Below are 22,772 nucleotides of genomic sequence, written 5' to 3' on the forward strand. Positions count from 1 at the left end.
TAAAAGATACAGTCTTTTATTTTGAACAATAAATTTTTCGAAAATATACTTATAAATCATTATATTCTAAAACTAATTGTATATTTAATGTTTTTAATATATAATATATTCTAACTTAAATTAGGAGGACATGATTTTGAGACATAGAATAATAAATCCTATGGCTGAGATTTATAAACATTTAGCAATTTCTATTTTATTTATGTTTATAGGTTTTTTCATAGGTAAGGAATTTTTGCCAGTAAGTTTTGTATATCTTGCTAATAAGATATTAATGTTTTTTATGTTGTTTCTTTTGCTTACAGCTATTTTTTCAAGAAAAAGCATAATACCAAGAAGTTTTTCAATGAACTTTGTTTATGTATTTACGTTTATAGACGGAATACTTATGTATCCTATTCTTAGCTATTATTTACAATCTTTAGGAACAGATATTGTAATAAATGTATTGATAGGTGCAATAATTTTATTTGCTCTTCTTGCTTTTATATCTCACAAAAAAGATGCAGGGCATTTCTTAAGTCTAGGGCCCACTTTATTTGCATCTTCATTAGCTTTATTGGTTGTATGTATTGTGAATATATTTATAGGTTCAAGTGTTACTAATTTAATAATTAGTATTGTAGGATTGGTAATATTCTCTGCTTATGTTTTATACGATATAAGTTTAATAAAGTATGATATTAGTATGGGGAATATTGTAGATAAAAATGACTTATCTATTCATGTGCTAAATCTATACGTTGACTTTATCAATATATTACTAGACTTATTAAATATAGTCGATAGATTTAATGATTAATTATGTTTAATTAAAATACTATTAAGGTATAAGATAGTGGAAGTAATATAAAAATTATATTGCTTCCATTTTAATTTCTACATAACAAATTTTATTATGTAACAAATGTTACATACTTTCAAAATGAAATATTGTATAATAAGTTTAAATTAACACATGAGGAGTAATCAATGGCAAACTACGGTAATCTACAAAAGATTAAAGATGGTAAAAGAACCTATGCAATTACACCACATATTCCAGGTGGTTTTATATTACCAGATCAGCTTATAAAAATAGCTGAGGTGGCAAAAAAATATAATGGAGTTTTGAAATTAAACTCTGGTCAAAGAATATTAATAACAAATCTACAAGAAGAAGATTTAGAATCAATATGGAAAGAACTTGATATGAAGCCTGCAGTAGTCAGTCAATATTCTGTAAAAAATGTTGAGATGTGCCCAGCAAACTATTGTAAAAGATCTAAATATCCAACAATAGGCATAGGTATGAAGATAAGTAAGAAATTTCATGGGTATGAAGTACCCAATAGAACTAAAATAGGAGTAGCAGGTTGTAGAAATGCATGCACAAGTGTATACTCAAAAGATATTGGTGTGATAGTAGATATAGATGGTACTTTCTTTGTTACTGTAGGAGGTAGTGCTGGTTTTTATCCAAGGCAATCTGATATTGTAACTAAAGAATTAAATGAAAAAGAAGCATTTGAATTAGTTGGAGAGATATTAGATTATTACAAGGATAATGCTCCTAAGGGAGAAAAGCTTGGAGACTTCATAGATAGAATAAGTATTGAAAAATTTAGAAAAGATATATTAGAAAAATTAAACTTAAAGGAGATATTATAATTATGATAACTAAAGATAACACAATCGGAGAAATATTAGAAATGAAAAAGGATGCACCAGAAATACTTATGCAGTATGAGATGGGATGTTTAGGATGTCCTTCAGCTACTATGGAGACATTAGAACAAGCATGTTTTATACATGGAGTAGATTTAGAAGAAGTATTAGCAAAACTAAATGAAAAATAGTTAATATGTGATGTTATATACTAATCATATACACGTAAAAATATAATTTGTCGTCAAAATGTCGTCAAGTTATAATACTGATTCGAAGATACTAACTGTCTTATCTATTAGGCGGTTAGTATTTTTTACATAGATTTCATAGGTGATTCTAGTATTAGAGTGTCCTAATCTTGCAGATACATTTTTTATTTCTGCGCCTGCTTCTATTAGCATTGTCGCATGAAGTTTTCTTACAGAGTGAGCTTTAAACCTCAACAATTCTCGATTAATCAATCTGTTCACTTTTTCTATATCTTCTTTATAAATTGCGCTACCATTGTATTTGCTACATACAAATTGACTATGAATTTTCAAATCATTTAGCTTATTCTTCTGATTTATTAATTCATCATATAAGGTATTCCAAAAATGAATATCTCTTCCACTAGATTTAGTATTTAAAAGGACTAGTATATGACCTTTACTAGTTTGGAATTGCATTTGTTGTCTAACCTTTATAATACGCTTATCTAGGTCAACATTGTCCCAAGTTAAACCACTTAACTCACTAAGTCTCATACCTGTATGGTATAGTACCTTATAAAATATCTCATGCATAGGTTTTATATCTCTAACAAAAGAGAATACTTTATATGCGTCCTCTTTAGTTAATATTACATCTTCAGAATCAATATACCTAAGTTTATTGATATTAACATACTCCATAGGATTAGTATTAATTAGTTATGAAGGATATATAGCGTACTTAAATGCAACCCTTAGAGTAGCTTCAATGGTTCTAATATAATTCTATAATTTTTTTGTACTTTTCTAAGAAGAAGCTTTGAAGAATTGAAGTGGTTATATTGTTTAACCTATACATACCTAATAATGGTTTTATATGAACTCTAATAATGGATTCATAATTCTTTTGGGTTCTATAGGCACAATTGTTTAGTACATATTGTTCATAAAGGATATCTAGATAATCAGAGAAAGTAATATTACAGTCTTTTCTTACAATACCTCTTAGATTATAATTAACTAGTGTTTGAACTTGTGCAACTTCACAATCCTTCTTGGTCAGAAATCCGCTCTTAGATATTCTTTTTCTTTTAACAGCTATAATGCCTAAATCAATAGTGTATTACCAAGTTTTATTACGTTTTCTTATACTCATATTTCAATAACCTCCTAGATTTTAAAGATAGAAATAGAAAACAAATAATAGCATTAACTAGTACATATAATCAAAGTACAATTCTTATAGATACTACATGTACACTTTTATTAGATAGTAAAACTTTTCTATGCAGGACAGCGATGTTTAATCAAAATATTAATAACCAAGATATTAAAAAATACTTTGCACAATTAGATAAATTTAAATTATTAGTTAATAAAAGCAAGGATTACGAAAAATCAAAATTAGAACTAGAGGGAATTAAAACGCTCGAGAGTAAAGAAATAGAAAAATCACCTACAGAAAAAATAAAAGAAGTTAAAGAGTTATTAGATATTAACGCTATTACTAAAGAAGAATTTGAGAATAAAAAATCTGAGTTATTGAGTAAGGTTTAAGATCTATCTGAAAATATATTAATTTAATATACACAAAAATATAAACTAAAACAAATAAAAATATTTGGTTTATTTGTATAATATTATTATATAATGAAGTTAAATAGAATTATTAGAAGAAAGGGAAATAGAAATGAAACTAGATACAAAACAAAAAGTACTAATAGCTATATAACATGGATGAAGAAATAACACCCGGAAAATTAGGAATAGAAGAGAATATATTTATCTATGCACTAGATAAACTGATATATTAGATGAAATAAAGATACTGGATGGAAGTATTTAAGAATAGATTTCAACTTTCTGCGACCACTAGAAAATATTTTAAAATGGTTATTTTCTAACGTTTGAACCTTTTTTTGCGGTTCGGTTGTTACTACTTATTATCAGGTTACAGCACTACTATCAAATAAACAAAAAACAAAAGAAAAAAATATGCAGTCTCCTTAGGGAATGCCCAAACCGAGTTAGCGAGGGCAGGACAGGGTTTTTAAGGTTTACCCTGTATGTACAACGTGCAGAAACAAACGAAGTGCGTTAGATACACATTATTAGATTACGAAAGAATTTACAAGTTACATATGTTTCGTAACAAAAAAGTTGCTAATTGTTTCTGTTTATAATATCGCTGATTCCTAGTTTATCTCTAACCAACTTGTTAAACTTAAAGAGTCTGTACAGTAGCTATATCACTAAAGCCACATTTGATATACATAAGATTACGAGACTAGTTTTCTCACTCACTGAAAAGCACCACCTTTCATTAGGAGCATTGACAACCTAAGATATATTAAAACCTATTGATACAACTATGAAAGATGGTTAAATGAAGGAAGCAATAAGATGGGAACAACAAAAGAGAATTAGATTGTTTCCTAAGAAGCTAAAGAGTAATGTATATATCTTTCTTAGGGATAGTTATTAATAGTAAACTACTTGTACATATATAAGTAGTTACTATATAATATCCTTATTATTTTTAGGGGGTGTTACTATGAATATAGGTGAAGTTATTCTTTGTAGTACTAAAGACATAAGTGCTGAATATTTGGAACTTAGTTTAGATACTTTTTTACAAGATGATATATTAAAAGATATTCCTGTTGTAAATACTATTACTTCTGTTTTTCGAGTAGGTAGTAGTATTAAGGATGCTTTTTTTTATAAGAAGCTAACTAAATTTTTATACCATATGAATGGAATATCAGCAAATGAGCGCCAAAAATTTTATGAAAAGTCCATTAAAGATGATAAGGACTTCGGAGAGAAACTTATATATGTATTGGATACTTTAGATGAAGTAAAAAAAGTAGAGTATCTTGCAAAGCTTTATAAAGCTTACTCAGATGACAAAATAAACTATTCAGAGTTTAGAAGGCTTTGTATTGTATTAGTTCAACTATTTATTGATGATATAGAATATACAAAAGCTAATGCAAGTGAAAAAATTGTTAGAGGTGTGACTGGTAGAGCATTAAATAGTGCCGGTTTAACAAGAAAGCTAACAGCTATAGAAAGTTCTAGTTTTAATGGAGGGGATGAAGAACCTTTTAATTTTACTACGCTTGCATTTAAGTTGAAGGAATGTTTACAGAGTAGCATATATGAGATATAAACAAGATTTGCTTGCAAAAGACTTAGGAGTCACGCAGCAAAGAGTTTCAGATATGATAGATGAATTGCTGGAATCTAAAATATTAGACATATGGGAAACGAAAGTAAATGACAATGGATTAATATTTATGTAAAATAATATGGCAACTACATTGACTTAAATAAAAGGATTAGAAAGGAAAATAGATGCAACAAATGGACAAGTTATAAAATTAACTGACAATTTTACGAAATTAAAACACTAGGAGAAATAGACATGAAAATAGCAAAAATAATTAAGAAATTAGCAACAGGTGGAATTATAGTAATTGTTGGACTTTATTTATTTGGTTCATATTTAGGAAATCAAGAAAATAAAGAATTAGAACCTAAACTTAATGAATACTTTAAAAACTTAGATTGGGAAATAGATTCATATATTGATCCTATATTTGATTCAAATGCTGAAGAAGTAGAAGCTAAATTTAAAAATATAGCTGATAAAACATTAAATATAAAAATTGGTTATAAGTTAAAAGATTATGATGGTGTTATATTAGAAGAGGGTGAATCAGATTATATTAATATATCACCAGGAGATACAAAGTTAGTTGAAATACCACTAGGATATGTAAATGTAGATATAGAAAATTTAGAATTTAAATTATTAGATTATTAATCAACTTAGGAGAAAAGACATGAAAATTAAAAAAATATTACCAATAGCTATATTAATATGATTATTAACCGTAGGATGTTCAAGTGGAGAAATCAATAATGAAATAGAAGAGTCAAATAATGAAACTATTACTGAAGAAATAGAATATAGTGTTATGTTAGGAAATGGTATGTATCAAGTTGGTATAGACCTTCCAGCAGGAGATTACTTTGTATTAAAAGATGAAGATGCTTATATGGGAAGTTATAAAGTTACAAAAGATTTAAGTAATGATTATGGTTCAACATTATTAAGTGATGCTTTTACTAACTTTGATTATTTTAGTGTAGAAGATGGAAATTATGTTAAATTAGAAGATTGTACTATTTACCCAAAAAATGAAGTAGAATTAGATTTTTTAGATGCAGAATTGTTAACTAATGGTACATTTGAAGTAGGAGTAGACCTTCCAGCAGGAGATTATAAATTAGAATCAGAAGATGGGTGGTATACTATAAGAGAGGGAATAGGTGCAAATTATATATTAATAACAGCGGATACTTTTAAAAACTTTACATATGTACAATTACAAGATGGATATTTTATAAGATTAGATGATAAAACAAGTTTAATTTTAAATTAATAATAAATAATAATTTTAAAAATAGGATAGGTTAAAACCTAGTCTTTAGTGTGAAATATGGATTAGATGGATACTATAATTGCTACAAAGTTAAATACAATTAATAATTAAAACTACAAAAGTTAATGACGGAGTGTTAAGGAGTTATATGTAAGGATCATAGATCAAGAGGCTTTTTTTATTATAAGTATATATGTTATACTCACTGTATAAAGGGGGGATGCATATGAAAATTAAAGAGTTTTTAGCGTTGAATATAGATAAACAAATAGAGTACTTAAATGATAAATTAGCAGACGGTCAAACAGTAATTAGAATAAGAGAAGATATAGGAATTGGAGAGAAAAAGCTTCAAAAGGTAATAAATGAGCATGGATATAAGTATGACCCAAAAGAAAGATAATATATAAAAGACTCAGTTATACACGAAGTTATACAAAAAGAACTGAGTGAAAATGAAGAGGTTCTACAGTGCTATACACCTGTAGAAGCTATACAAGAAGATAACCTACTTATACATAACGAAAATGTTATGCATGAAGTTATACAAGTTGATAATATGAAGTATTTCAATGAGAACTTTGATATGTTTAGAGCTATGATAGAGAGGTTTAGACTAGGTCAAGAGCAAAAAAGTACTTCAGATATAGTTATTAACCTTCAAGATGATAGTCATTTAAAGAGACCTCCAAGACCAGTAAGAGTAGATGCTTTTGTTGATGACGAATTGAGACAGTTCTGTGAAGATAATAAGAGATTTACTAAGAAGGAGCTATTATCGATGGCAATGAAAGAGTATATGAGTAATCACAGATAATACTTGTTATAAAAATGAAACCGATATGATATATATATGTATAAATTTAATACAAGAAAATAAAAAGGCTGTACAGTAGAAGTATCCTACTATATAGCCTTTTTATAAATTTATGACCACTTTACAACTTGTAAATTAAACTTTAAAATAAAATCAATTCAATTAAAATTACAAAAAATTACTTTGTGAACACTTGTTGTAACAGTGTATATGCGAATAATAAAGAAACTGCCATTTCCTTATTTACTTCGATTGTTATTTTCATAAACTTCACCACCCTTCAAAGACATTAGCTGCCAACGGATGTCTTTTTTATGCTTATTATAAGAGTATCAAATATGCACATAATCATCAATCAGACCTAACACATTAGAAACTTTATGTGGATAATTTGAACATAAGTGATTGTAATATATGATAAAAATACAGAAGTAACAACTAGCAGTATATGATTAATTGTAATAAAGATTTAACCAACGGAAAAATTCGTTCGTTAAGTTACTGGGTAGAAAATATCTATAAGATAGAAGGAATATAAAAATTAATTTTAGTTAAGTATTCGGTTAACGCTTATAAAAATTTAAAATTAAGGTATCCAGAAACGCTATGCTATAATATAGAAAATAATATCTAATTAAAGGAGAGTATATACTAATAGAAATGGCTAGTATATGAAATCATATACTAGCCATTTCTATTAGTATTAGTTCTTATTAAGCTGTATACCATTATAAGAGCCTGCGTTTAAAGTACCTAATATGTTTTTCCATTGAGTTTCTCTCTTGATTATATCTTCTCCATGATAGAACTCTATTACAGAGAAAACTATTTCATTATATCCGTTCTCTAAAATAAATAGATTAAGATGTTGTGCATCGCCATTTGAATTTAGGTGTCTCATCCATCTAGCAATTATACCACCTTCGCCATAGGCACTTCCAATGTATCTACTTCTTCCATCCTTCGAGCGTTGTATGTATATACCATTCTGACTTAGGGTTTTATTTAACTGATTTTCTTCAGAGTTATCCTCCCATATGCTTATGATATCTCTCCATGTAAATGTCTGACCTAACACATCATCCTGAGATGTATCGACATCGGGTAAATCAAGTCCCTCAAACTGTGAAGTTTTTGCTCTAGGAGCAGATTTTTTACAATTGTTTATTATGTCGTCATTCAATAGGACAGACTTTATACTCTTAGTAATATCAACAAATTCATCAAGTGTATTAGCTTGAAAATGGATATATCTAGTGGCTTTTGAAACAACATTATTGAGTTCATTAAGAGCATTAAGTAATGTTTCATCCACATACTTGGATAGTAGAACTCTAAATCTTAGATTAGAATCCATCTTGAATAGTTCGAAAGAGCGTATTCTGTATATATTGCTCTTAACTCTATAACATACTTCAGGATTAGGATTTTCTCGTAGATCATCTATTTGCTTTACTTCAAACATGGACTTTAGTCCGCTTTCATCTAGGACGCTATGTAGCATATCTAACATATATTACCCATTCCCCCTTATTTTATATAGTTAAATTATATACTATAATAACACTCAATTCTACTTGATTACTTTAAGTCTTGGGAATATAAGGTTCAAATGGGATGGATAAAGCTGATTTAAAACCTATGACTGATGATACTTTGAGGTGTGTATTCTTTTATACGCTATTAATTCTATCAAAGTATGTCTCTCACATGCTCCAACGTAATCCAAAAGTAACTTTTTCTAGTATGCTTACATACATTTATCTATACCCATTTGAGTCTTTGATTTTCGTCAACCATTCTATTGAAATCATATTAACTCAATTCATTGGTATCTACTAGATTACCTTCAAATTCTATAATAGTCTTACAGTGACTTAATCCACCTTTAAATTTAGGTGGTTTATTTTTAGAGTTTTGTGTTATATTTTTTTAGGTCGTTGCTATTGACTGCCAGTAGCATCGGCTTTTTTATTTTCTAAAGACTTATACATATAGCTAAATGACTTACCATCTTGAACTATAGTAATCTCTATAGCTTCTTTAAGCTTATCAATACACCTATACTTTCTTGATGATAGTTTAGATTAAAGTATTTTTTTACTAATTGTACTTTACTAGGTGATATTTCTATATCAACAACAACTTCAGTCTCTTTATATTCAGTCTTATTTCCGTCTAAATTTTGAACTTCTAGTAGTTCAGTTTTTATACTTCTAGTTAACTTAGCAACATATAATAAATTAGCTTTACCTTGTCCTTGTTTTACTTTCATCATAAGATTAAATTTTTCTAATTCATTTAATACTTTATTAACCGTACCTCTAGAACAGCCAAGATATATTTCAACCTCATCTAGTTCACATATTATATAAGCCCTACCTAATTCATCGAACCAATTATTTTCTATGATAAATTAGTTCTATATAATAACATTGCATATACAAGCTTAGCATTAGCTGATAGTTTTTTATATTTAGTTTCATACATTAATGATTTTAGTAATTGAAAATAAAGTTGTTCTAGTTAATATGCGATGTGATATACTAATCACATCGCTTTTTTATTAATAGAAGGAGTCGAGAAAACCGACGTGTAGAATAGTACAAAAATATTACATTAAGAGTTTAGAATAACTTAAAAAAGGAATAATAAACATTATAAACAAAAATTAGTATTTATTTACTTGACAATTAATGTATATATGTATACCATTATCAATAATATAAATATGTAACTAATATTAAATATTTGTATATAATAAAAATAAAGCATTGCGATGATGAAGAGATATTAAAAGGTGAAATCTTCACAGAGAGGAAACGTAGCTGAGAGTTTCCAAGAGGAAATCTTTGAACCAGTCTTCTAGCTTAAAGACAGTAAAAAGTCTTTACGGTAAGGACCGTTATATCCTATAGAGGGAGCCAATAGGCTAACTAGAGTGGTACCGCGGAAATATAACCTTCCGTCTCTATATATTATAGAGATGGAAGGTTTTTTTATATTAAAAATTAAGGAGGAATGTAATATGGCTAAAAGAGAAAAGCAATTTGTTGAAGAAATAACACCAATGGAAGTTGATTTTCCAAAATGGTATACAGATGTTATAACTAAAACTGACTTGGTAGACTATGCCCCTATAAAAGGTTTTATGGTTGTTAAGCCATATGGATATGCAATATGGGAAAACATTCAAAACTTCTTAGATAAAAGATTTAAAGAGACTGGACATAAAAACTGCTATTTTCCACTATTAATACCAGAAAGTTTATTAACAAAAGAAGCAGAGCATATAGAGGGATTTGCACCAGAAGTAGCATGGGTAACTCATGGAGGCAATAAAAAACTAGAAGAAAGATTATGTATAAGACCAACATCTGAAACTATAATATGTACAATGTATGCTAAATGGTTAAAGTCATATAGAGAATTACCATATTTATATAATCAGTGGTGCTCAGTTGTAAGATGGGAAAAGACAACCAGACCATTTTTAAGAACAACAGAATTTTTGTGGCAAGAAGGCCATACACTTCATGAAACAGCAAAAGAAGCACAAGATGAAACTATACAGATGTTAAAGATATACAAAGAAATGTGTGAAGAGTTATTAGCTATGCCAGTTGTAGATGGACAAAAAAGTGAAAGTGAAAAATTTGCAGGTGGCGAAAGAACATATACTATTGAGGCATTAATGCATGATGGCAAGGCATTACAATCAGGCACTAGTCACTTTTTAGGTCAACATTTTACAAAGGCATTTGATATTACGTTTGCTGATAGAGATGGTAATATGTCTCATCCATACCATACTTCTTGGGGAGTAACCACAAGACTTATAGGTGGACTTATTATGACTCATGGTGACAATAGAGGTCTGGTGATGCCACCTAGAGTTGCTCCTACTCAAGTAGTAATAATACCAATTGCATCAGACAAAGGAAATGTAACTGAAAAAGTTGATGATATATATAAACAATTAAAAGATAAAGGAATAAGGGTTGAAGTTGATGATAGACCTAATTACTCACCAGGATGGAAATTTAATGAATGGGAAATGAAAGGAATACCAGTAAGAATAGAAATAGGACCAAAAGATATTGAGAATAATCAGGCTATGGTATTTAGAAGGGATTTATTAGATAAATCACCTACATCTTTAGATAATATAAGTGATTATATTATAGACCTATTAGATAATATACACAATACAATGCTAGAAAGAGCAAGAACACATAGAGAGAATCATACTTACAAAGTAGAAAACATGGATCAGTTTAAGAAGGTAATAGATGAAACACCAGGATTTGTAAAAGCAATGTGGTGTGGATATACTGACTGTGAAGCTAAAGTAAAAGAAGAAACAGGAGCAACTATAAGATGTATTCCTTTTGAACAAGAAAACATCGGGAAAAAATGCTTCTGTTGTTCAAAAGAAGCTAAACATATGGTATATTTAGCTAAAGCATACTAAGAATATAAAACTAAAAGGAATCCATAAAACTTATATATGGATTCCTTTATTATTGCGTATTTTTAAATATCTTGTTGAAATATGGTAACTTTCTTTGAAAATATTCATATTTATACATAAGAACATAAATTTAGATGATTTATGGAGGTATTATAAATGAGCAATAATAGTAGAAAAATAGCTATTGGAAACAATAAACAATCTTCAAAAACATCAGGGAAAAAATCAAATGGTAACAATAAAACATCCAGTAATAATAAACAATCTTCAAAGAAAAAAACAAGTAATAATAAACAATCTTCAAAAACATCAGGAAAAAAATCTCCTAAAAAACAAGGTAATAACAATCAAGCAAGTAATACTAAGAAAGCACCAAGTGCTTTTAAAAGTGGTTTGGCACAAGACATTACGAAAAAGCTAGTAGATAAATTATTAGATAAGTTTTAATTTAATATGCAATAAGTGCCTAAGAATAATCTTAGGCTTTTATTGTGAAAATATATAATATAAGTATTTATAGAATAATATAACTATCTACACAGTCTTATAAATTAAAAATAAGGAATAAACATATGAAAAAAATATTAATACCTCAGGAATCGAAAATAATACCAAAAGAAGCTCTACATGAAATAAATAAATTTGAATATATAAATAAAAGTCCTTTTAGTGATAGTTACTACAATACAAATGAAATTACATGGGACTATAAGCCAGAAGGAAGTATAAGAATATCAGATCATTGGAATTTCATATCAAAGGGTAAGCTTCATTGCCAATTAAGTAATACTACGGACTATATAGAAGATTATTGGTATATGGCTCAATATAAAGAAGGCAAATATAAAATACTAAAGGAATTTGGAAAAAGTATAAAAGGATACACTTTTTTAGAGTTAAATAAAAAGGATTTAGAGCTTTTAAGAGAATTATATAATATGGGTGGTATTGTAAAATCGTATCTCTGGTACAAGCTATATAAAATAAAGCCATTTCTATCTAAAGAAGCTTCACTGAAGACAACGAAGTATCTAACACGTTATATATCAATTGAAAGAGTGAAAAAATATAAATCTCAAAACCCGAAAGTTAAAAAAGTTATTTTTCTAGATGATGAAGCTATGAATATATTAGATTTAGTTTTTAATATATATGATTACAGTGCATTTTTAGATAAATTAGCAGTTAATGAAGAGAGTATTAAAATTTTAAGTGATACATACAATGCTTATATATTTAATAATATAAGCATTACCGAAGATAAAAAGTATATATTAGTGTTAGATAACAATTTAGCGATTGACTTTACAGAAAAATCTCAAATACCTAATCAACATTAAGGTTAGGTATAAAAAGCTTTTATATAGTTAATAATTACAAACTAAATAAATCTTAGTAAAAATAAATGGAGGTGAAGTTAGTGAGAGAGATATTAATTATTAATCTCTCATTAAATAAAGTATGAATAGAGAAGAAGCTTGGAGCCTACTTAATGAGTATAATAAATCTGAACAATTAATAAAACATGCACTTTCTGTTGAAGGAGTAATGAGATATTTTTCAAAGTTGTACAATGAAGATGAAGAAAAATGGGGTGTAGTTGGCTTATTGCATGACTTAGATTATGATATGTATCCAGATGAACACTGCTTAAAATCTAGAGAAATAATGGAAGAAAGAGGAATAGCTGAAGAGTATATAAGGGCTGTTCAAAGTCATGGTTATGGATTAGTAGTTGATATCAAGCCTGAGAGTAATATGGAAAAAGTGCTATACACTATAGATGAGCTTACTGGACTAATAAGTGCAGCCGCAATAATGAGACCATCAAAGAGTATACTGGATTTAGAGTTAAAATCAGTTAAGAAAAAGTATAATTCTAAAGGATTTGCAGCAGGAGTAAATAGAGAGGTTATTGAGGATGGTGCAAAGATGATTAATATGCCTTTAGAAGAGGTAATAAAACACACAATACTAGGTATGAGATATATTGCTGAAGAAATAGGTCTTAAAGGAAATTTGTAATTAATAATTGATAATAAATACTTATTAAATTTATTTTATTATGATAAAATAAATTTAATATTATAATGTAGTACATAAAGGAGAACAAATAATGACAGATTTCATAAGCAAAGAAAGTGTATTTGCAAACAGTACGAAACTTGCAGAGATTCTTATAGAAAGCGATGGTTACACAGATTTTCATGAGAAAATAGTAAGTAATAATATAGAATATAATGAGCAAAAGACATACGAAGTAGTACCTAGTGGATTTATTGATTTTAATCAGCATTTATACGAAAATATAAATGATATGAACTCAATTAGCACAGGAATATATCTAGAAATGTCACTAATAACATATAGAATATTTATTTGGTCTTCAAAGGGTGAAGGATTTGAAATATTTAAGCATGTACTTAGAGGAGAAGAAATATCTAAATTAAACAGAATAGAAGACTTTAAAGAATACCTATATAATCATATACATGAATTAGAACAAGGTATTGTTAAGACATATGGAGCCGATGCAAAAAAAGCATTTGAAGATTTCGGTATGGGTATAGAGAGTAGAAAACTGCCTCTACCAAGCATACTTCAATATATGACTATAGAAAACAATATTCAAGACTTTAGATAAAAAATAATACTAATAAATAGCATCTTTACAAATGTAGAGGTGCTATTTTTATATTCAAGTTAAAAAGTAATATCATACAATTGTTTTTAAGACATATTTTCTATCTATTATAAAATACTATATTTATTATGAAATAAAATTTAAGTAGGTGTCTAAAATGAATGAAAGTATTGTAGAGTATATCAAAAACTGTGTAAATCAAAAGAAAGACTTTACTATTAGACTAAATAATAAGAATAAGCTTGAAAAACCAATATATGGGTATGTAGTTAGTATTACACCACTTATTAATATTGAAATGAATTTACATCAAATGTGTAAATATGTTTTTAATAATAAAGTAATAGAAATAAATGAGGATACTTATAAGTTGTATATAGGTGGATGGTTAGAATATGGTAAAGGGAAATTAAGTACTGATATATCCATAATTACTGAAAAAAAGCATGAAGCAATGCAGATTGCAAAATATTGTAAACAAAAAGCAATTTACGATATTGTAAATAAGAATACAATTTACTTAAATTAAGTTATGAGGTGATAATATGAGAATATATACAAAAACAGGAGACAATGGACAAACATCATTGTATGACGGAAGTAGAATAGATAAAGATAGTATGAGAGTAGAGGCATACGGCACCTTAGATGAATTAAATTCATATATTGGTCTTTGTACTAACTATGTCAAAGAAGAAGATAAGCATGTATTATTAGAAATCCAGAAATATTTATTTTTAGTATCTGCACAATTGGCTACAAAGGATGAGAAAATGATTAGTAAAAAAGTAACAGAAGAAGATGTAAACAAATTAGAATCTATTATAGATGAATATATTAATAAGACTGATAATGTAAATGCATTTATTGTTCCTGGTACTAGTTTAGCTTCAGCAAACTTACATATCGCAAGAACGATATGTCGAAGAGCTGAAAGAAGAATATTAAGCCTTAATAGAGTTGAGAACATTAGTTCTATACTGATTAAATACATAAATAGGCTATCAGATACATTATATGCTATAGCAAGATATAATGAAAAGGAGCTTATTCTTATTGATTTTTAACTAAATTCAGTTCACACACCATATTTAAGAAGCTAAGATCTATTGAAATATAAAAAAAATTGTATTTAACTATAGATAGGAGAGGATATACCTCTCCTATCTATAGTTTCTCAAAGTACCATAATTTTCAATAGTATTAAACTTTGTACACTCAGACATAAAATGAACTCTAATTTGTCTATTTAATAAACATTTATTTTGTCTAAAAAATTCTCTATCTCCATGAAGTATTGTGCGAAGATAATTTGGTATCAATCGTTTAAACATGATATACTTGCTAAATGCTAATAAGCTATTTTCATCTCCTAAATCTATATACACATAAAGTACAAGCGCACCACAATCATTTAGAGCCCATTCTGCAAAAACATCATTTCTAATTAATTGACATCCTGCATCCTTACAAAATCTGTTAGAAACAGTTATAAAATACTCTCCAGTAATATTTGAACTATACATAGTGTACTTTCTTCCTTCTATTGGACATGTAGGTGACATAGGAGGCACTATAGTTCTTCTTATTTTATTACAGTTAAAATCTAGAAAAGAGTCAAATCCCATCTTATTCCTCCTTATATTTCAAAATAATTCTTAGTATATACTATAAAATTTGGAAAATAATTGTTACATTTCATCAATAAAAAGAATAGCTTAGCCATTACTAGGAAAGATTATATAGTAAGAGACTATGTTTAATCTTTAATATATAGGAGTGTACAAAAGTGGAAGATAAAAAAACAAATTTAATACAAAGCTCATTGGGGTCAGTATTCTCTGTCTTTAGTGAAGAAGAATTAGAAAAAATAACAAATGAGACAAAAAGATGTATAGCAATATCAGGTAAAATAAATAGTCCTGGTATAATAGATGTACCAGAGGGGGCTACTCTTGTAGATATAATTAATATGGCTGGAGGACTTCTTAACGATAGTGGATTTAAGGCGGCACAATTAGGGATACCTTTTGGTGGATTCTTAACTGAAGATCATCTAGATAATGTATTGGATTTTAATTTATTTCCAAAAGGAACTAATAGGACAATAATTATTCTTACAGAAGAAGATTGTATAGTACAATACGCTAAATTCTACATAGATCATTTAATAAGTAACATAGAAGATGGGGTATTTGAAGAATTTGGTGTTGTAAAAGACGAGATACTTAGAATGTGGAGAGTATTAGATAGGATAAGTAAGGGTAGATCTAATATGCGTGATATATATCTACTAAGAAGATTAGCCGGAACTGTTAAAGAGAAATTAAATCAAAAGCATAATATAATAGAAGAAATTATAGAAAGATTCTACCATGAAATTGAAGAACATATAGAAGATAGCAGATGTTATACCTCACAATGTAATCATCTTGTAAAACTAACAATTACAAAAAAATGCATAGGATGTGGAGCATGTAAAAGAGCATGTCCAGTTGACTGTATAGAAGGTGTTGCAAAAAAACAACATTACATTGATTACAATAGATGTACCCATTGTGGGGCGTGTATATCAGCATGTCCTGTAAATGCAATAACAGCAGGAGATAATACATTTAAGTTTTTAAGAGATTTATCTACTCCAAATAAGGTAGTAATAACACAAATGGCACCAGCGATTAGGGTTACAATAGGTGAAGCTTTTGGGTTTGAAGCTGGGACTAATGTAGAAAATAAATTGGCAGCAGGATTAAGAAAGTTAGGTGTTGACTATGTATTTGATACTACATGGGCTGCTGACTTAACAATAATGGAAGAAGCCGCAGAACTTCAAGAAAGACTTGAGAAATACTTTGCAGGTGATGATAGTGTTAAGCTTCCAATACTTACTTCTTGTTGCCCTGCGTGGGTAAAATTTATTGAACAAAATTATGCTGACATGTTAGATGTACCTTCTACTACTAAATCTCCTATGCAGATGTTTGCAACTGTTGCAAAAGATATTTGGGCAAAAGAGCATGGTATGGAAAGAGATAGAATAATTTCAGTTGCTATTATGCCTTGTATTGCAAAAAAATATGAAGCTTCAAGACCAGAGTTTTCTAGAGGATTAAACTATGATGTAGATTATGTTATTACAACTAGGGAATTGATAAAAATCTTTGAGGATTCTGGAATAGATTTAAAGACAATAGAAGAAGAAGAAATAGATCAAGTAATGGGTGAGTATACTGGAGCAGGAGTAATATTTGGTAGAACTGGAGGAGTAATAGAGGCAGCAACTAGAACAGCTCTTGAAAAAATGACAGGTAAAAAGGTAGAGAATATTGAATTTGATTGCTTAAGGGGATGGGATTCATTTAGAAGTTGTGAGCTTGAAGTTGGAGACATAAAACTAAAAATAGGAGTAACTTATGGGTTAAGAGAAGCTGCAAAAATGCTTGATAAAATAAGAGCAGGAGAAGAGTTCTATCATGCAATAGAGATTATGGCATGTAACGGAGGCTGTGTTGGTGGTGGCGGACAACCCAAAGCCAGAAAAAGACAAGAAACTCTCCAAAAAAGAGCAGAAGGATTAAATGCAATAGATAGGTCATTACCTCTAAGACGTTCAAACGAAAATCCAGCAGTATTAGCAATATATGATAAATATTTAGATTATCCACTAAGCCACAAAGCTCATGAATTATTGCATACTAAGTATTTTGTTAGAGCAAAGAATAGCAATGATTAGAGTATATATTTTTAGAGATAATAATAAAAATTAATTATAGTATAAAAGGGCTACAAATTAGCCCTTTTATACTATGAATTCCTTAACGCGGCAATAATAAACTGTTTTATTAAAATCGTCATGAGAAGAAATAAACCTCATACTTACATGAGAATCCATCAAGTTTTGGTTCGCTTCTAAAAACTTACAATCTCCATTTATTATAGCTGATACATCATTGGGTAGCTTATTAAGTAATAATTCATATCTAGCTTTTGAAACTTCATATGATTCGTAACCTATAAGAACAAATAAAGTTAAGACATGAACGTCGCCATCAACCCATGCCCATTGTCCGTATACTTCATCATATTTTATTGGATCACTGCCATACTGTGTAGCAATTGTTAGATAAAGATCATTATCATTTTCTGAGTGGACAAGAGTATATCGTCTAAAAAGTATAGGTCCAGTTGAGGTAAGTGGCTTTACAATATTTACATTTAACAAAGTATCACATCCTAAATTAATTTATACTATATATTATTTAATATATATACTTCTTGTGATATTTTCATAAAAAAAACAAAAGTATTGACAAAAAATAAACTTTCACTTATCATGTTGACTTCTATAAGTATATTGTATACAATATACTTATAGAATACAAAGAGATGAATAGGAGATAAGAAAATGGCAATAATAAAGCAAATCAGTAAAACAATAAAAGGTGTATCAAAATTTATATTAGTTAACGAAAGAATAAATAGTCAAAGATGTGTAGCTAAAAACTTAGATACTACAAAAACTATATTTGATAATAAATAAATCATAAATATAAAAAAAGAGGTTATATAAAAACAACTATGTTTTTGTATAACCTCTTTTTTTATATTATTAGATACAATTCTTAGGATATTTTAAGAATAAGAATGTATATTGATGTTTAAATATGGTAATATTAGAGTATATTTTACAGGGGGGTAGATTAATATAAATATAATTGACGTGATTTTTATAGCAATACCAGAGTCTATTTCTGTAAATTTATTCGCAGGTAGTCTCTTAGGAAATAAATTAAAGTTTAATACTATAATTAAAATAGCTTTAATTTTCGGGCTAGGGTGTTATTTTATTAAGAATATTGCTCCAACGGAAATAAACCTTATACTATCTTTTATCTTAATGACTGGATTGTACCATATTTATTCTAATATTGATCTGAAATATTGTTTTATTGCTGAGATATCATCTTTTGGAGTGAAATTTTTTGCAGAGTTGCTTTTAGTTACAGCTTTAAATATTGGTGGTGTTAGCGTTGAATCACTTTTTGCAAATCAATATTTAAAGATTATTATGTCAGCAATGCCTTCTATTACAGTATTAGTATTATACCTTATTCTAAGTAAAAGAAATATTAATATAATCAATTACAAACATAATACAATAACAATAAAAAAGAATGGTCTGAAAATGTTAACTCTTTTTGGCATTGTAAATTTAATAATAATGTCAGGGATTTTATTATTAACTACTTATGAAAACTATCAGGATTACTTAACGCATAATATGCTTATAAATATTATAACTTCAATTGCGGTTTTATGTATTAGTACTTTAATTATAGTAACATCAACTCTATACAAAAATAAGAGTATGATAGAAATTGAACATAATCTTATGATTAAGAGTATGAAACAAATGGAAGAGACTGTAGATTTATTGCGTATTCAAAAACATGACTATATGAATCATTTACAAGTTATATTAATGCAAATTGATAAAGGTACAAGTTCTGATGTAAAAAATTATATACTTGGAATTTCAAATGAAGCAAATAGTAAAATTTCTTCATTTGATACTGGAAATAATTATATTGATGCAATACTGAATTTTAAACATGGAAAATGTAGCGATAATGGTATAGAGTTAACAGCATGTATAGACAGTATGCTAGAAGATACTACATTATTGGATATTCATATAAGTGCAATTATTTTAAATATTATTGATAACGCCATAGATGAGTTAAAAATTAATAAAAAAGATAATAAGTATATACATGTAGATACTTATATAGATAATTATTTACATCATATATCAATTAAAAATAATGGTTCTAAAATAGAAAATATAAATAAGATTTTTGAAAAGGGGTATTCATCTAAAGGAGAGAATAGAGGATATGGTTTATATTCTATTAAGAAAATACTAGAAAGTAACAATTGTACTATTGAAGTCTATAGTGAGGATGATGAGACTGAATTTATGATAAAGTTACCTATAGTAAAACTTGCATAAGGAAATAAATAAAAAGAGGCTATCTTGAAATAAATACTTGAGATAGTCTCTTTTTAATATATATAGAAAAAAGAAGGTTATATCTAGCTGGATATAGAAATTAAATAGATACTACAAAAGGAGGTATTTTTATGGATAATAATCATTGTGAAGAAACCTTAAATGAACTAAAAAAGTTTATTGTTCAAAGAGAAGAGATAATTAAAGTTTTAGAAGATGGTATTGATAAATATATTGTAGATAGAACTCTTCCGTTTAGCTACAAAGAAAGATACGTTGAGTGGCAACAGGAGTTGCTAGATTTAGCAGAAGTACAATTAAATGCTGCTAAAGAATTTATGAATAGTTTATTATAAGAGCCATTAGATAGGCTCTTTTTTACTTATTATATAACATAAATACATTAATTGGTAAAAATAGTTGAATAATAGTGTTTTTTAGCGCAATATGTAGTAAAATTACAATTGAATAAATAAAATATAGAGCATTTAATTACAGGGGATTGGATTATGAAAAAAAACTTAATAAAGATCATAACGATATTGGCTATTTTATTAATTGGTATATCTCCAATGAGTTTATCTGCATATAATGTTAAAAAAACAAGTTCAGATATTATTAGAGTAGGTTTTTATGAATATAAACCTTATTATTATATTAATAAAAAAGGTGAAAGGTACGGATATTACCACGAACTATTGGAGTTGCTAGCAAAGAAGATAAACATCAAATTTGAGTATGTTGACTGTGACTTTTCAAATGCTATGAAAAAACTAGAAGATGGAGAGGTAGATATATTACTTGGAGCAAACTATTCAGCAGAAAGAGCTAAGACGTTTGCATATACTGATCACTATATAGGGACTGAAACATTTGGAATATATACAAATGAAGATATAAGCTATGGAAAATTAAGTGAACTAGAAGGATTAAAGTTTGCATTTATAGAAAATGAAGCAAATTCAAAATGGATTTTAAATTTTTTACAAGATAAAAATATCAACATCAAGCCAATTTCGGTTAGTACAGACAGAGACCTTTTGAAGCTTCTTAGAGATAAAGAGGTTGATGCAATAACGGCCACAATAGCAAATGAAGATGTTCAAGACTATAAAAAGATATACGAGTATTCAACAGGTCCTGTATATTTAGTAGGTAATAGAGCTAGTGCTAACATAGTTTCGAAATTTAATGATGAGCTAGAAAGATATGAAGATTTAGGAATTAATCCAATACATGAACTGAATGAGAAATATTTTGGAAGAAATGATAGTTTAAAAAATAAAAATACATTATTACTTTTAACTTTATTTTTTATAATTTCAATTATAATCATCTTCCATATTATAAATAAAATCTATCCTATAATAAAGAAAAATAGAGTCCAACATGCTATTAGAGAACGAATGAAAGAAGATCGATACTTGATATACTATCAACCAATTGTAAATCCCAAAACAGAAACAATAGTAGGATATGAAGCTCTTTTAAGATATAATCATCCTACAAAAGGACTACTAAGTCCATTTGTTTTTTTAAATGAAATAGAAGACAATGATATGTTATATGAGGTATCTATATGGATATTGAAAAAAATTATCAAAGATTATAAAAGAATACATAAGTTTGATAATATGTTGGACAATAAATTTTATATCTCAATGAATATATCTTTGAAAGAAATTGAGAATAAAGACTTTATAGATAAAATCATAAAAATTATTGATAAATCTAATCTAGAAAATAACAGTATATGTTTAGAAATATTGGAAAATGTAGGAATAAGTGACTTAAACAAAATAAATGATTCTATAAAAAAGCTTCGAAACAGTGGGTTTATGATAGCAATTGATGATTTTGGTGTAGAATATTCAAACTTATCGATACTTAAAAAATTTGAATTTGATATAATTAAGCTCGATAAATATTTTATGAATAATATATTTGAACAAAGTGTAAGACAAGAAATTATGAAATTTCTATCAAACATCAGTATTATTACAAACAAATCCCTAGTTGCAGAGGGGATAGAAAATATTGAGCAAAGAGATATGATAAAATACATTAAAAATGATAGATTTTATATTCAAGGATATTTTTACTCAAAACCAGTAGAAATAGAAATGTTAAAATTTCTGAATTTCACAAGCACAAGTTTAAGTGAATAAACTATTTTTAGAAATAGAATAGGACGTCTTTATTTTATATAAGACGTCCTATTTATGTTTTTAATTATTTTTACATTTACTACAAATACCTCTAAAGCTTATATTTGTATGGGTAATTTGTAGACCAAATTCACTTTCTACAGAAGTGTTAATATTATTTAAAGATTTTGAATCTATATCATAGATTTCTCCACATTTATCACAAACAAAATGATAGTGATCATGTAGGTGTCCATCAAATCTATCCGCACATCCAGGTATACTAACTTTTTTAATAAAACCATGATCTACAAGCTGAGATAGGTTCCTGTATACTGTTCCAAGGCTTAAATTAGGATTATCCTTTTTTAAAGTTTCATAA

At 27.7% G+C, this 22,772-nt stretch carries 29 protein-coding genes, 1 pseudogene and 1 other annotated feature; of the genes and pseudogenes, 22 read left to right on the plus strand and 8 right to left on the minus strand.

Annotated features, from left to right (window positions below; genetic code table 11):
- The first annotated feature begins 130 nt into the window (after positions 1 to 130).
- The 3 genes from CHL78_RS07860 to CHL78_RS07870 all read left to right on the plus strand — a co-directional run bounded on the left by CHL78_RS07860 (position 131) and on the right by CHL78_RS07870 (position 1,838).
- Positions 131 to 802, plus strand: a complete 672-nt coding sequence (locus CHL78_RS07860; RefSeq protein ID WP_243446395.1) for a Bax inhibitor-1/YccA family protein — start codon at positions 131 to 133, stop codon at positions 800 to 802.
- A 170-nt stretch (positions 803 to 972) separates the two neighbouring features.
- Entirely contained in the window at positions 973 to 1,650 is a 678-nt protein-coding gene (locus tag CHL78_RS07865; RefSeq protein ID WP_116041358.1) for a nitrite/sulfite reductase domain-containing protein, read from the plus strand.
- A 2-nt stretch (positions 1,651 to 1,652) separates the two neighbouring features.
- Positions 1,653 to 1,838: a DUF1858 domain-containing protein gene (locus CHL78_RS07870; RefSeq protein WP_094369604.1), complete on the plus strand. Its 186-nt coding sequence runs from the start codon at positions 1,653 to 1,655 to the stop codon at positions 1,836 to 1,838.
- A 69-nt stretch (positions 1,839 to 1,907) separates the two neighbouring features.
- On the opposite strand, the gene CHL78_RS07875 is transcribed toward CHL78_RS07870, so the two are convergent.
- A complete protein-coding gene (locus CHL78_RS07875) occupies positions 1,908 to 2,543 on the minus strand; it encodes a site-specific integrase (RefSeq protein WP_094369605.1) in 636 nt (211 codons plus the stop codon).
- Between the two features lie 73 nt (positions 2,544 to 2,616).
- Positions 2,617 to 2,958, minus strand: coding sequence for a tyrosine-type recombinase/integrase (locus CHL78_RS21570; RefSeq protein ID WP_094369606.1), 342 nt, complete (start codon positions 2,956 to 2,958; stop codon positions 2,617 to 2,619).
- Positions 2,959 to 3,140: 182 nt separating this feature from the next.
- Between CHL78_RS21570 and CHL78_RS07885 the strand changes: the two genes are divergently transcribed.
- The 7 genes from CHL78_RS07885 to CHL78_RS07905 all read left to right on the plus strand — a co-directional run bounded on the left by CHL78_RS07885 (position 3,141) and on the right by CHL78_RS07905 (position 7,112).
- Complete coding sequence (locus CHL78_RS07885; RefSeq protein ID WP_094369607.1) at positions 3,141 to 3,398, plus strand: SHOCT domain-containing protein; 258 nt, start codon at positions 3,141 to 3,143, stop codon at positions 3,396 to 3,398.
- A 997-nt stretch (positions 3,399 to 4,395) separates the two neighbouring features.
- Positions 4,396 to 5,016, plus strand: coding sequence for a hypothetical protein (locus tag CHL78_RS07890; protein WP_094369608.1), 621 nt, complete (start codon positions 4,396 to 4,398; stop codon positions 5,014 to 5,016).
- Positions 5,006 to 5,149, plus strand: a complete 144-nt coding sequence (locus tag CHL78_RS20695) for a hypothetical protein (RefSeq protein ID WP_158540655.1) — start codon at positions 5,006 to 5,008, stop codon at positions 5,147 to 5,149. The genes CHL78_RS07890 and CHL78_RS20695 overlap by 11 nt, the downstream gene beginning before the upstream one ends.
- Positions 5,150 to 5,271: 122 nt before the next feature.
- Positions 5,272 to 5,673 carry a hypothetical protein gene (locus CHL78_RS07895; protein WP_094369609.1) on the plus strand — a complete coding sequence of 134 codons (402 nt, stop codon included), beginning with the start codon at positions 5,272 to 5,274 and terminating at the stop codon, positions 5,671 to 5,673.
- 154 nt (positions 5,674 to 5,827) lie between these two features.
- Entirely contained in the window at positions 5,828 to 6,295 is a 468-nt protein-coding gene (locus tag CHL78_RS07900; RefSeq protein ID WP_094369610.1) for a hypothetical protein, read from the plus strand.
- A gap of 226 nt (positions 6,296 to 6,521) precedes the next feature.
- Complete coding sequence (locus tag CHL78_RS20700) at positions 6,522 to 6,698, plus strand: hypothetical protein (protein WP_158540656.1); 177 nt, start codon at positions 6,522 to 6,524, stop codon at positions 6,696 to 6,698.
- A gap of 129 nt (positions 6,699 to 6,827) precedes the next feature.
- Positions 6,828 to 7,112, plus strand: a complete 285-nt coding sequence (locus CHL78_RS07905) for a hypothetical protein (RefSeq protein ID WP_116041360.1) — start codon at positions 6,828 to 6,830, stop codon at positions 7,110 to 7,112.
- Between the two features lie 703 nt (positions 7,113 to 7,815).
- On the opposite strand, the gene CHL78_RS07910 is transcribed toward CHL78_RS07905, so the two are convergent.
- The 3 genes and pseudogenes from CHL78_RS07910 to CHL78_RS21575 form a co-directional block, all read right to left on the minus strand.
- Complete coding sequence (locus CHL78_RS07910; RefSeq protein WP_116041362.1) at positions 7,816 to 8,625, minus strand: GIY-YIG nuclease family protein; 810 nt, start codon at positions 8,623 to 8,625, stop codon at positions 7,816 to 7,818.
- A gap of 519 nt (positions 8,626 to 9,144) precedes the next feature.
- Positions 9,145 to 9,390, minus strand: coding sequence for a hypothetical protein (locus CHL78_RS07915; RefSeq protein ID WP_094368937.1), 246 nt, complete (start codon positions 9,388 to 9,390; stop codon positions 9,145 to 9,147).
- Positions 9,391 to 9,518: 128 nt separating this feature from the next.
- Positions 9,519 to 9,617 (minus strand): annotated as a pseudogene (locus CHL78_RS21575) (replication initiator protein A); the annotation flags it as partial.
- 265 nt (positions 9,618 to 9,882) lie between these two features.
- Positions 9,883 to 10,088: a binding site (T-box leader), on the plus strand.
- 52 nt (positions 10,089 to 10,140) lie between these two features.
- Here CHL78_RS21575 and proS point away from each other — a divergent pair.
- From proS to CHL78_RS07955, 7 genes are all read left to right on the plus strand, one after another.
- A complete protein-coding gene (gene proS, locus CHL78_RS07925) occupies positions 10,141 to 11,586 on the plus strand; it encodes a proline--tRNA ligase (protein ID WP_116041366.1) in 1,446 nt (481 codons plus the stop codon).
- 156 nt (positions 11,587 to 11,742) lie between these two features.
- Positions 11,743 to 12,033 carry a hypothetical protein gene (locus CHL78_RS07930; protein ID WP_094369574.1) on the plus strand — a complete coding sequence of 97 codons (291 nt, stop codon included), beginning with the start codon at positions 11,743 to 11,745 and terminating at the stop codon, positions 12,031 to 12,033.
- A gap of 125 nt (positions 12,034 to 12,158) precedes the next feature.
- Positions 12,159 to 12,926, plus strand: coding sequence for a hypothetical protein (locus CHL78_RS07935; RefSeq protein ID WP_094369575.1), 768 nt, complete (start codon positions 12,159 to 12,161; stop codon positions 12,924 to 12,926).
- A gap of 121 nt (positions 12,927 to 13,047) precedes the next feature.
- Positions 13,048 to 13,611, plus strand: coding sequence for an HDIG domain-containing metalloprotein (locus tag CHL78_RS07940; protein WP_094369576.1), 564 nt, complete (start codon positions 13,048 to 13,050; stop codon positions 13,609 to 13,611).
- 91 nt (positions 13,612 to 13,702) lie between these two features.
- Complete coding sequence (locus CHL78_RS07945; protein WP_094367212.1) at positions 13,703 to 14,230, plus strand: hypothetical protein; 528 nt, start codon at positions 13,703 to 13,705, stop codon at positions 14,228 to 14,230.
- A 157-nt stretch (positions 14,231 to 14,387) separates the two neighbouring features.
- Positions 14,388 to 14,759 (plus strand): hypothetical protein, encoded by a 372-nt coding sequence (locus tag CHL78_RS07950; RefSeq protein ID WP_094367213.1) that lies wholly within the window; start codon positions 14,388 to 14,390, stop codon positions 14,757 to 14,759.
- Positions 14,760 to 14,775: 16 nt separating this feature from the next.
- A complete protein-coding gene (locus CHL78_RS07955; RefSeq protein WP_094367214.1) occupies positions 14,776 to 15,297 on the plus strand; it encodes a cob(I)yrinic acid a,c-diamide adenosyltransferase in 522 nt (173 codons plus the stop codon).
- Positions 15,298 to 15,393: 96 nt separating this feature from the next.
- Here the strand turns inward: CHL78_RS07955 and CHL78_RS07960 are convergent, their stop codons facing one another.
- A complete protein-coding gene (locus CHL78_RS07960; protein ID WP_094367215.1) occupies positions 15,394 to 15,858 on the minus strand; it encodes a staygreen family protein in 465 nt (154 codons plus the stop codon).
- Between the two features lie 161 nt (positions 15,859 to 16,019).
- Between CHL78_RS07960 and CHL78_RS07965 the strand changes: the two genes are divergently transcribed.
- A complete protein-coding gene (locus CHL78_RS07965; RefSeq protein WP_094367216.1) occupies positions 16,020 to 17,963 on the plus strand; it encodes a [FeFe] hydrogenase, group A in 1,944 nt (647 codons plus the stop codon).
- Positions 17,964 to 18,029: 66 nt separating this feature from the next.
- Here CHL78_RS07965 and CHL78_RS07970 read toward each other — a convergent pair whose 3' ends face one another.
- Positions 18,030 to 18,452, minus strand: a complete 423-nt coding sequence (locus tag CHL78_RS07970; protein ID WP_158540657.1) for a staygreen family protein — start codon at positions 18,450 to 18,452, stop codon at positions 18,030 to 18,032.
- Between the two features lie 183 nt (positions 18,453 to 18,635).
- Between CHL78_RS07970 and CHL78_RS21310 the strand changes: the two genes are divergently transcribed.
- The 4 genes from CHL78_RS21310 (at position 18,636) to CHL78_RS07985 (ending at position 22,411) form a co-directional block, all read left to right on the plus strand.
- On the plus strand, positions 18,636 to 18,770 hold the full coding sequence (locus CHL78_RS21310; protein ID WP_274541842.1) for a hypothetical protein: 135 nt from the start codon (positions 18,636 to 18,638) through the stop codon (positions 18,768 to 18,770).
- A gap of 180 nt (positions 18,771 to 18,950) precedes the next feature.
- Entirely contained in the window at positions 18,951 to 20,243 is a 1,293-nt protein-coding gene (locus CHL78_RS07975; RefSeq protein ID WP_094367218.1) for a sensor histidine kinase, read from the plus strand.
- Positions 20,244 to 20,374: 131 nt separating this feature from the next.
- Positions 20,375 to 20,599 carry a hypothetical protein gene (locus CHL78_RS07980; RefSeq protein ID WP_094367219.1) on the plus strand — a complete coding sequence of 75 codons (225 nt, stop codon included), beginning with the start codon at positions 20,375 to 20,377 and terminating at the stop codon, positions 20,597 to 20,599.
- 153 nt (positions 20,600 to 20,752) lie between these two features.
- Entirely contained in the window at positions 20,753 to 22,411 is a 1,659-nt protein-coding gene (locus CHL78_RS07985) for an EAL domain-containing protein (protein WP_094367220.1), read from the plus strand.
- 60 nt (positions 22,412 to 22,471) lie between these two features.
- Here the strand turns inward: CHL78_RS07985 and CHL78_RS07990 are convergent.
- Positions 22,472 to 22,772, minus strand: a 301-nt coding sequence (locus CHL78_RS07990; protein WP_147295803.1) for a Fur family transcriptional regulator, incomplete at its 5' end; no start/stop codon positions are given.

Source organism: Romboutsia weinsteinii (assembly GCF_002250835.2).
Classification (GTDB): domain Bacteria; phylum Bacillota; class Clostridia; order Peptostreptococcales; family Peptostreptococcaceae; genus Romboutsia_A; species Romboutsia_A weinsteinii.

Excerpts from the sequence above, each read along its gene's own strand:
- CHL78_RS20695 (WP_158540655.1), top strand. The coding sequence starts at position 5,006 with ATGAGATATAAACAAGATTTGCTTGCAAAAGACTTAGGAGTCACGCAG.
- CHL78_RS07940 (WP_094369576.1), top strand. The coding sequence starts at position 13,048 with ATGAATAGAGAAGAAGCTTGGAGCCTACTTAATGAGTATAATAAATCT.
- CHL78_RS07980 (WP_094367219.1), top strand. The coding sequence starts at position 20,375 with ATGGATAATAATCATTGTGAAGAAACCTTAAATGAACTAAAAAAGTTT.
- CHL78_RS07950 (WP_094367213.1), top strand. The coding sequence starts at position 14,388 with ATGAATGAAAGTATTGTAGAGTATATCAAAAACTGTGTAAATCAAAAG.
- CHL78_RS07890 (WP_094369608.1), top strand. The coding sequence starts at position 4,396 with ATGAATATAGGTGAAGTTATTCTTTGTAGTACTAAAGACATAAGTGCT.
- CHL78_RS20700 (WP_158540656.1), top strand. The coding sequence starts at position 6,522 with ATGAAAATTAAAGAGTTTTTAGCGTTGAATATAGATAAACAAATAGAG.
- CHL78_RS07915 (WP_094368937.1), bottom strand. The coding sequence starts at position 9,390 with ATGATGAAAGTAAAACAAGGACAAGGTAAAGCTAATTTATTATATGTT.
- CHL78_RS07900 (WP_094369610.1), top strand. The coding sequence starts at position 5,828 with ATGTTAGGAAATGGTATGTATCAAGTTGGTATAGACCTTCCAGCAGGA.
- CHL78_RS07930 (WP_094369574.1), top strand. The coding sequence starts at position 11,743 with ATGAGCAATAATAGTAGAAAAATAGCTATTGGAAACAATAAACAATCT.
- CHL78_RS21310 (WP_274541842.1), top strand. The coding sequence starts at position 18,636 with ATGGCAATAATAAAGCAAATCAGTAAAACAATAAAAGGTGTATCAAAA.
- CHL78_RS07955 (WP_094367214.1), top strand. The coding sequence starts at position 14,776 with ATGAGAATATATACAAAAACAGGAGACAATGGACAAACATCATTGTAT.
- CHL78_RS07945 (WP_094367212.1), top strand. The coding sequence starts at position 13,703 with ATGACAGATTTCATAAGCAAAGAAAGTGTATTTGCAAACAGTACGAAA.
- CHL78_RS07870 (WP_094369604.1), top strand. The coding sequence starts at position 1,653 with ATGATAACTAAAGATAACACAATCGGAGAAATATTAGAAATGAAAAAG.
- CHL78_RS07860 (WP_243446395.1), top strand. The coding sequence starts at position 131 with ATGATTTTGAGACATAGAATAATAAATCCTATGGCTGAGATTTATAAA.
- proS (WP_116041366.1), top strand. The coding sequence starts at position 10,141 with ATGGCTAAAAGAGAAAAGCAATTTGTTGAAGAAATAACACCAATGGAA.
- CHL78_RS07885 (WP_094369607.1), top strand. The coding sequence starts at position 3,141 with ATGTTTAATCAAAATATTAATAACCAAGATATTAAAAAATACTTTGCA.
- CHL78_RS07960 (WP_094367215.1), bottom strand. The coding sequence starts at position 15,858 with ATGGGATTTGACTCTTTTCTAGATTTTAACTGTAATAAAATAAGAAGA.
- CHL78_RS07875 (WP_094369605.1), bottom strand. The coding sequence starts at position 2,543 with ATGGAGTATGTTAATATCAATAAACTTAGGTATATTGATTCTGAAGAT.
- CHL78_RS07935 (WP_094369575.1), top strand. The coding sequence starts at position 12,159 with ATGAAAAAAATATTAATACCTCAGGAATCGAAAATAATACCAAAAGAA.
- CHL78_RS07910 (WP_116041362.1), bottom strand. The coding sequence starts at position 8,625 with ATGTTAGATATGCTACATAGCGTCCTAGATGAAAGCGGACTAAAGTCC.
- CHL78_RS07895 (WP_094369609.1), top strand. The coding sequence starts at position 5,272 with ATGAAAATAGCAAAAATAATTAAGAAATTAGCAACAGGTGGAATTATA.
- CHL78_RS07985 (WP_094367220.1), top strand. The coding sequence starts at position 20,753 with ATGAAAAAAAACTTAATAAAGATCATAACGATATTGGCTATTTTATTA.
- CHL78_RS07865 (WP_116041358.1), top strand. The coding sequence starts at position 973 with ATGGCAAACTACGGTAATCTACAAAAGATTAAAGATGGTAAAAGAACC.
- CHL78_RS07905 (WP_116041360.1), top strand. The coding sequence starts at position 6,828 with ATGCATGAAGTTATACAAGTTGATAATATGAAGTATTTCAATGAGAAC.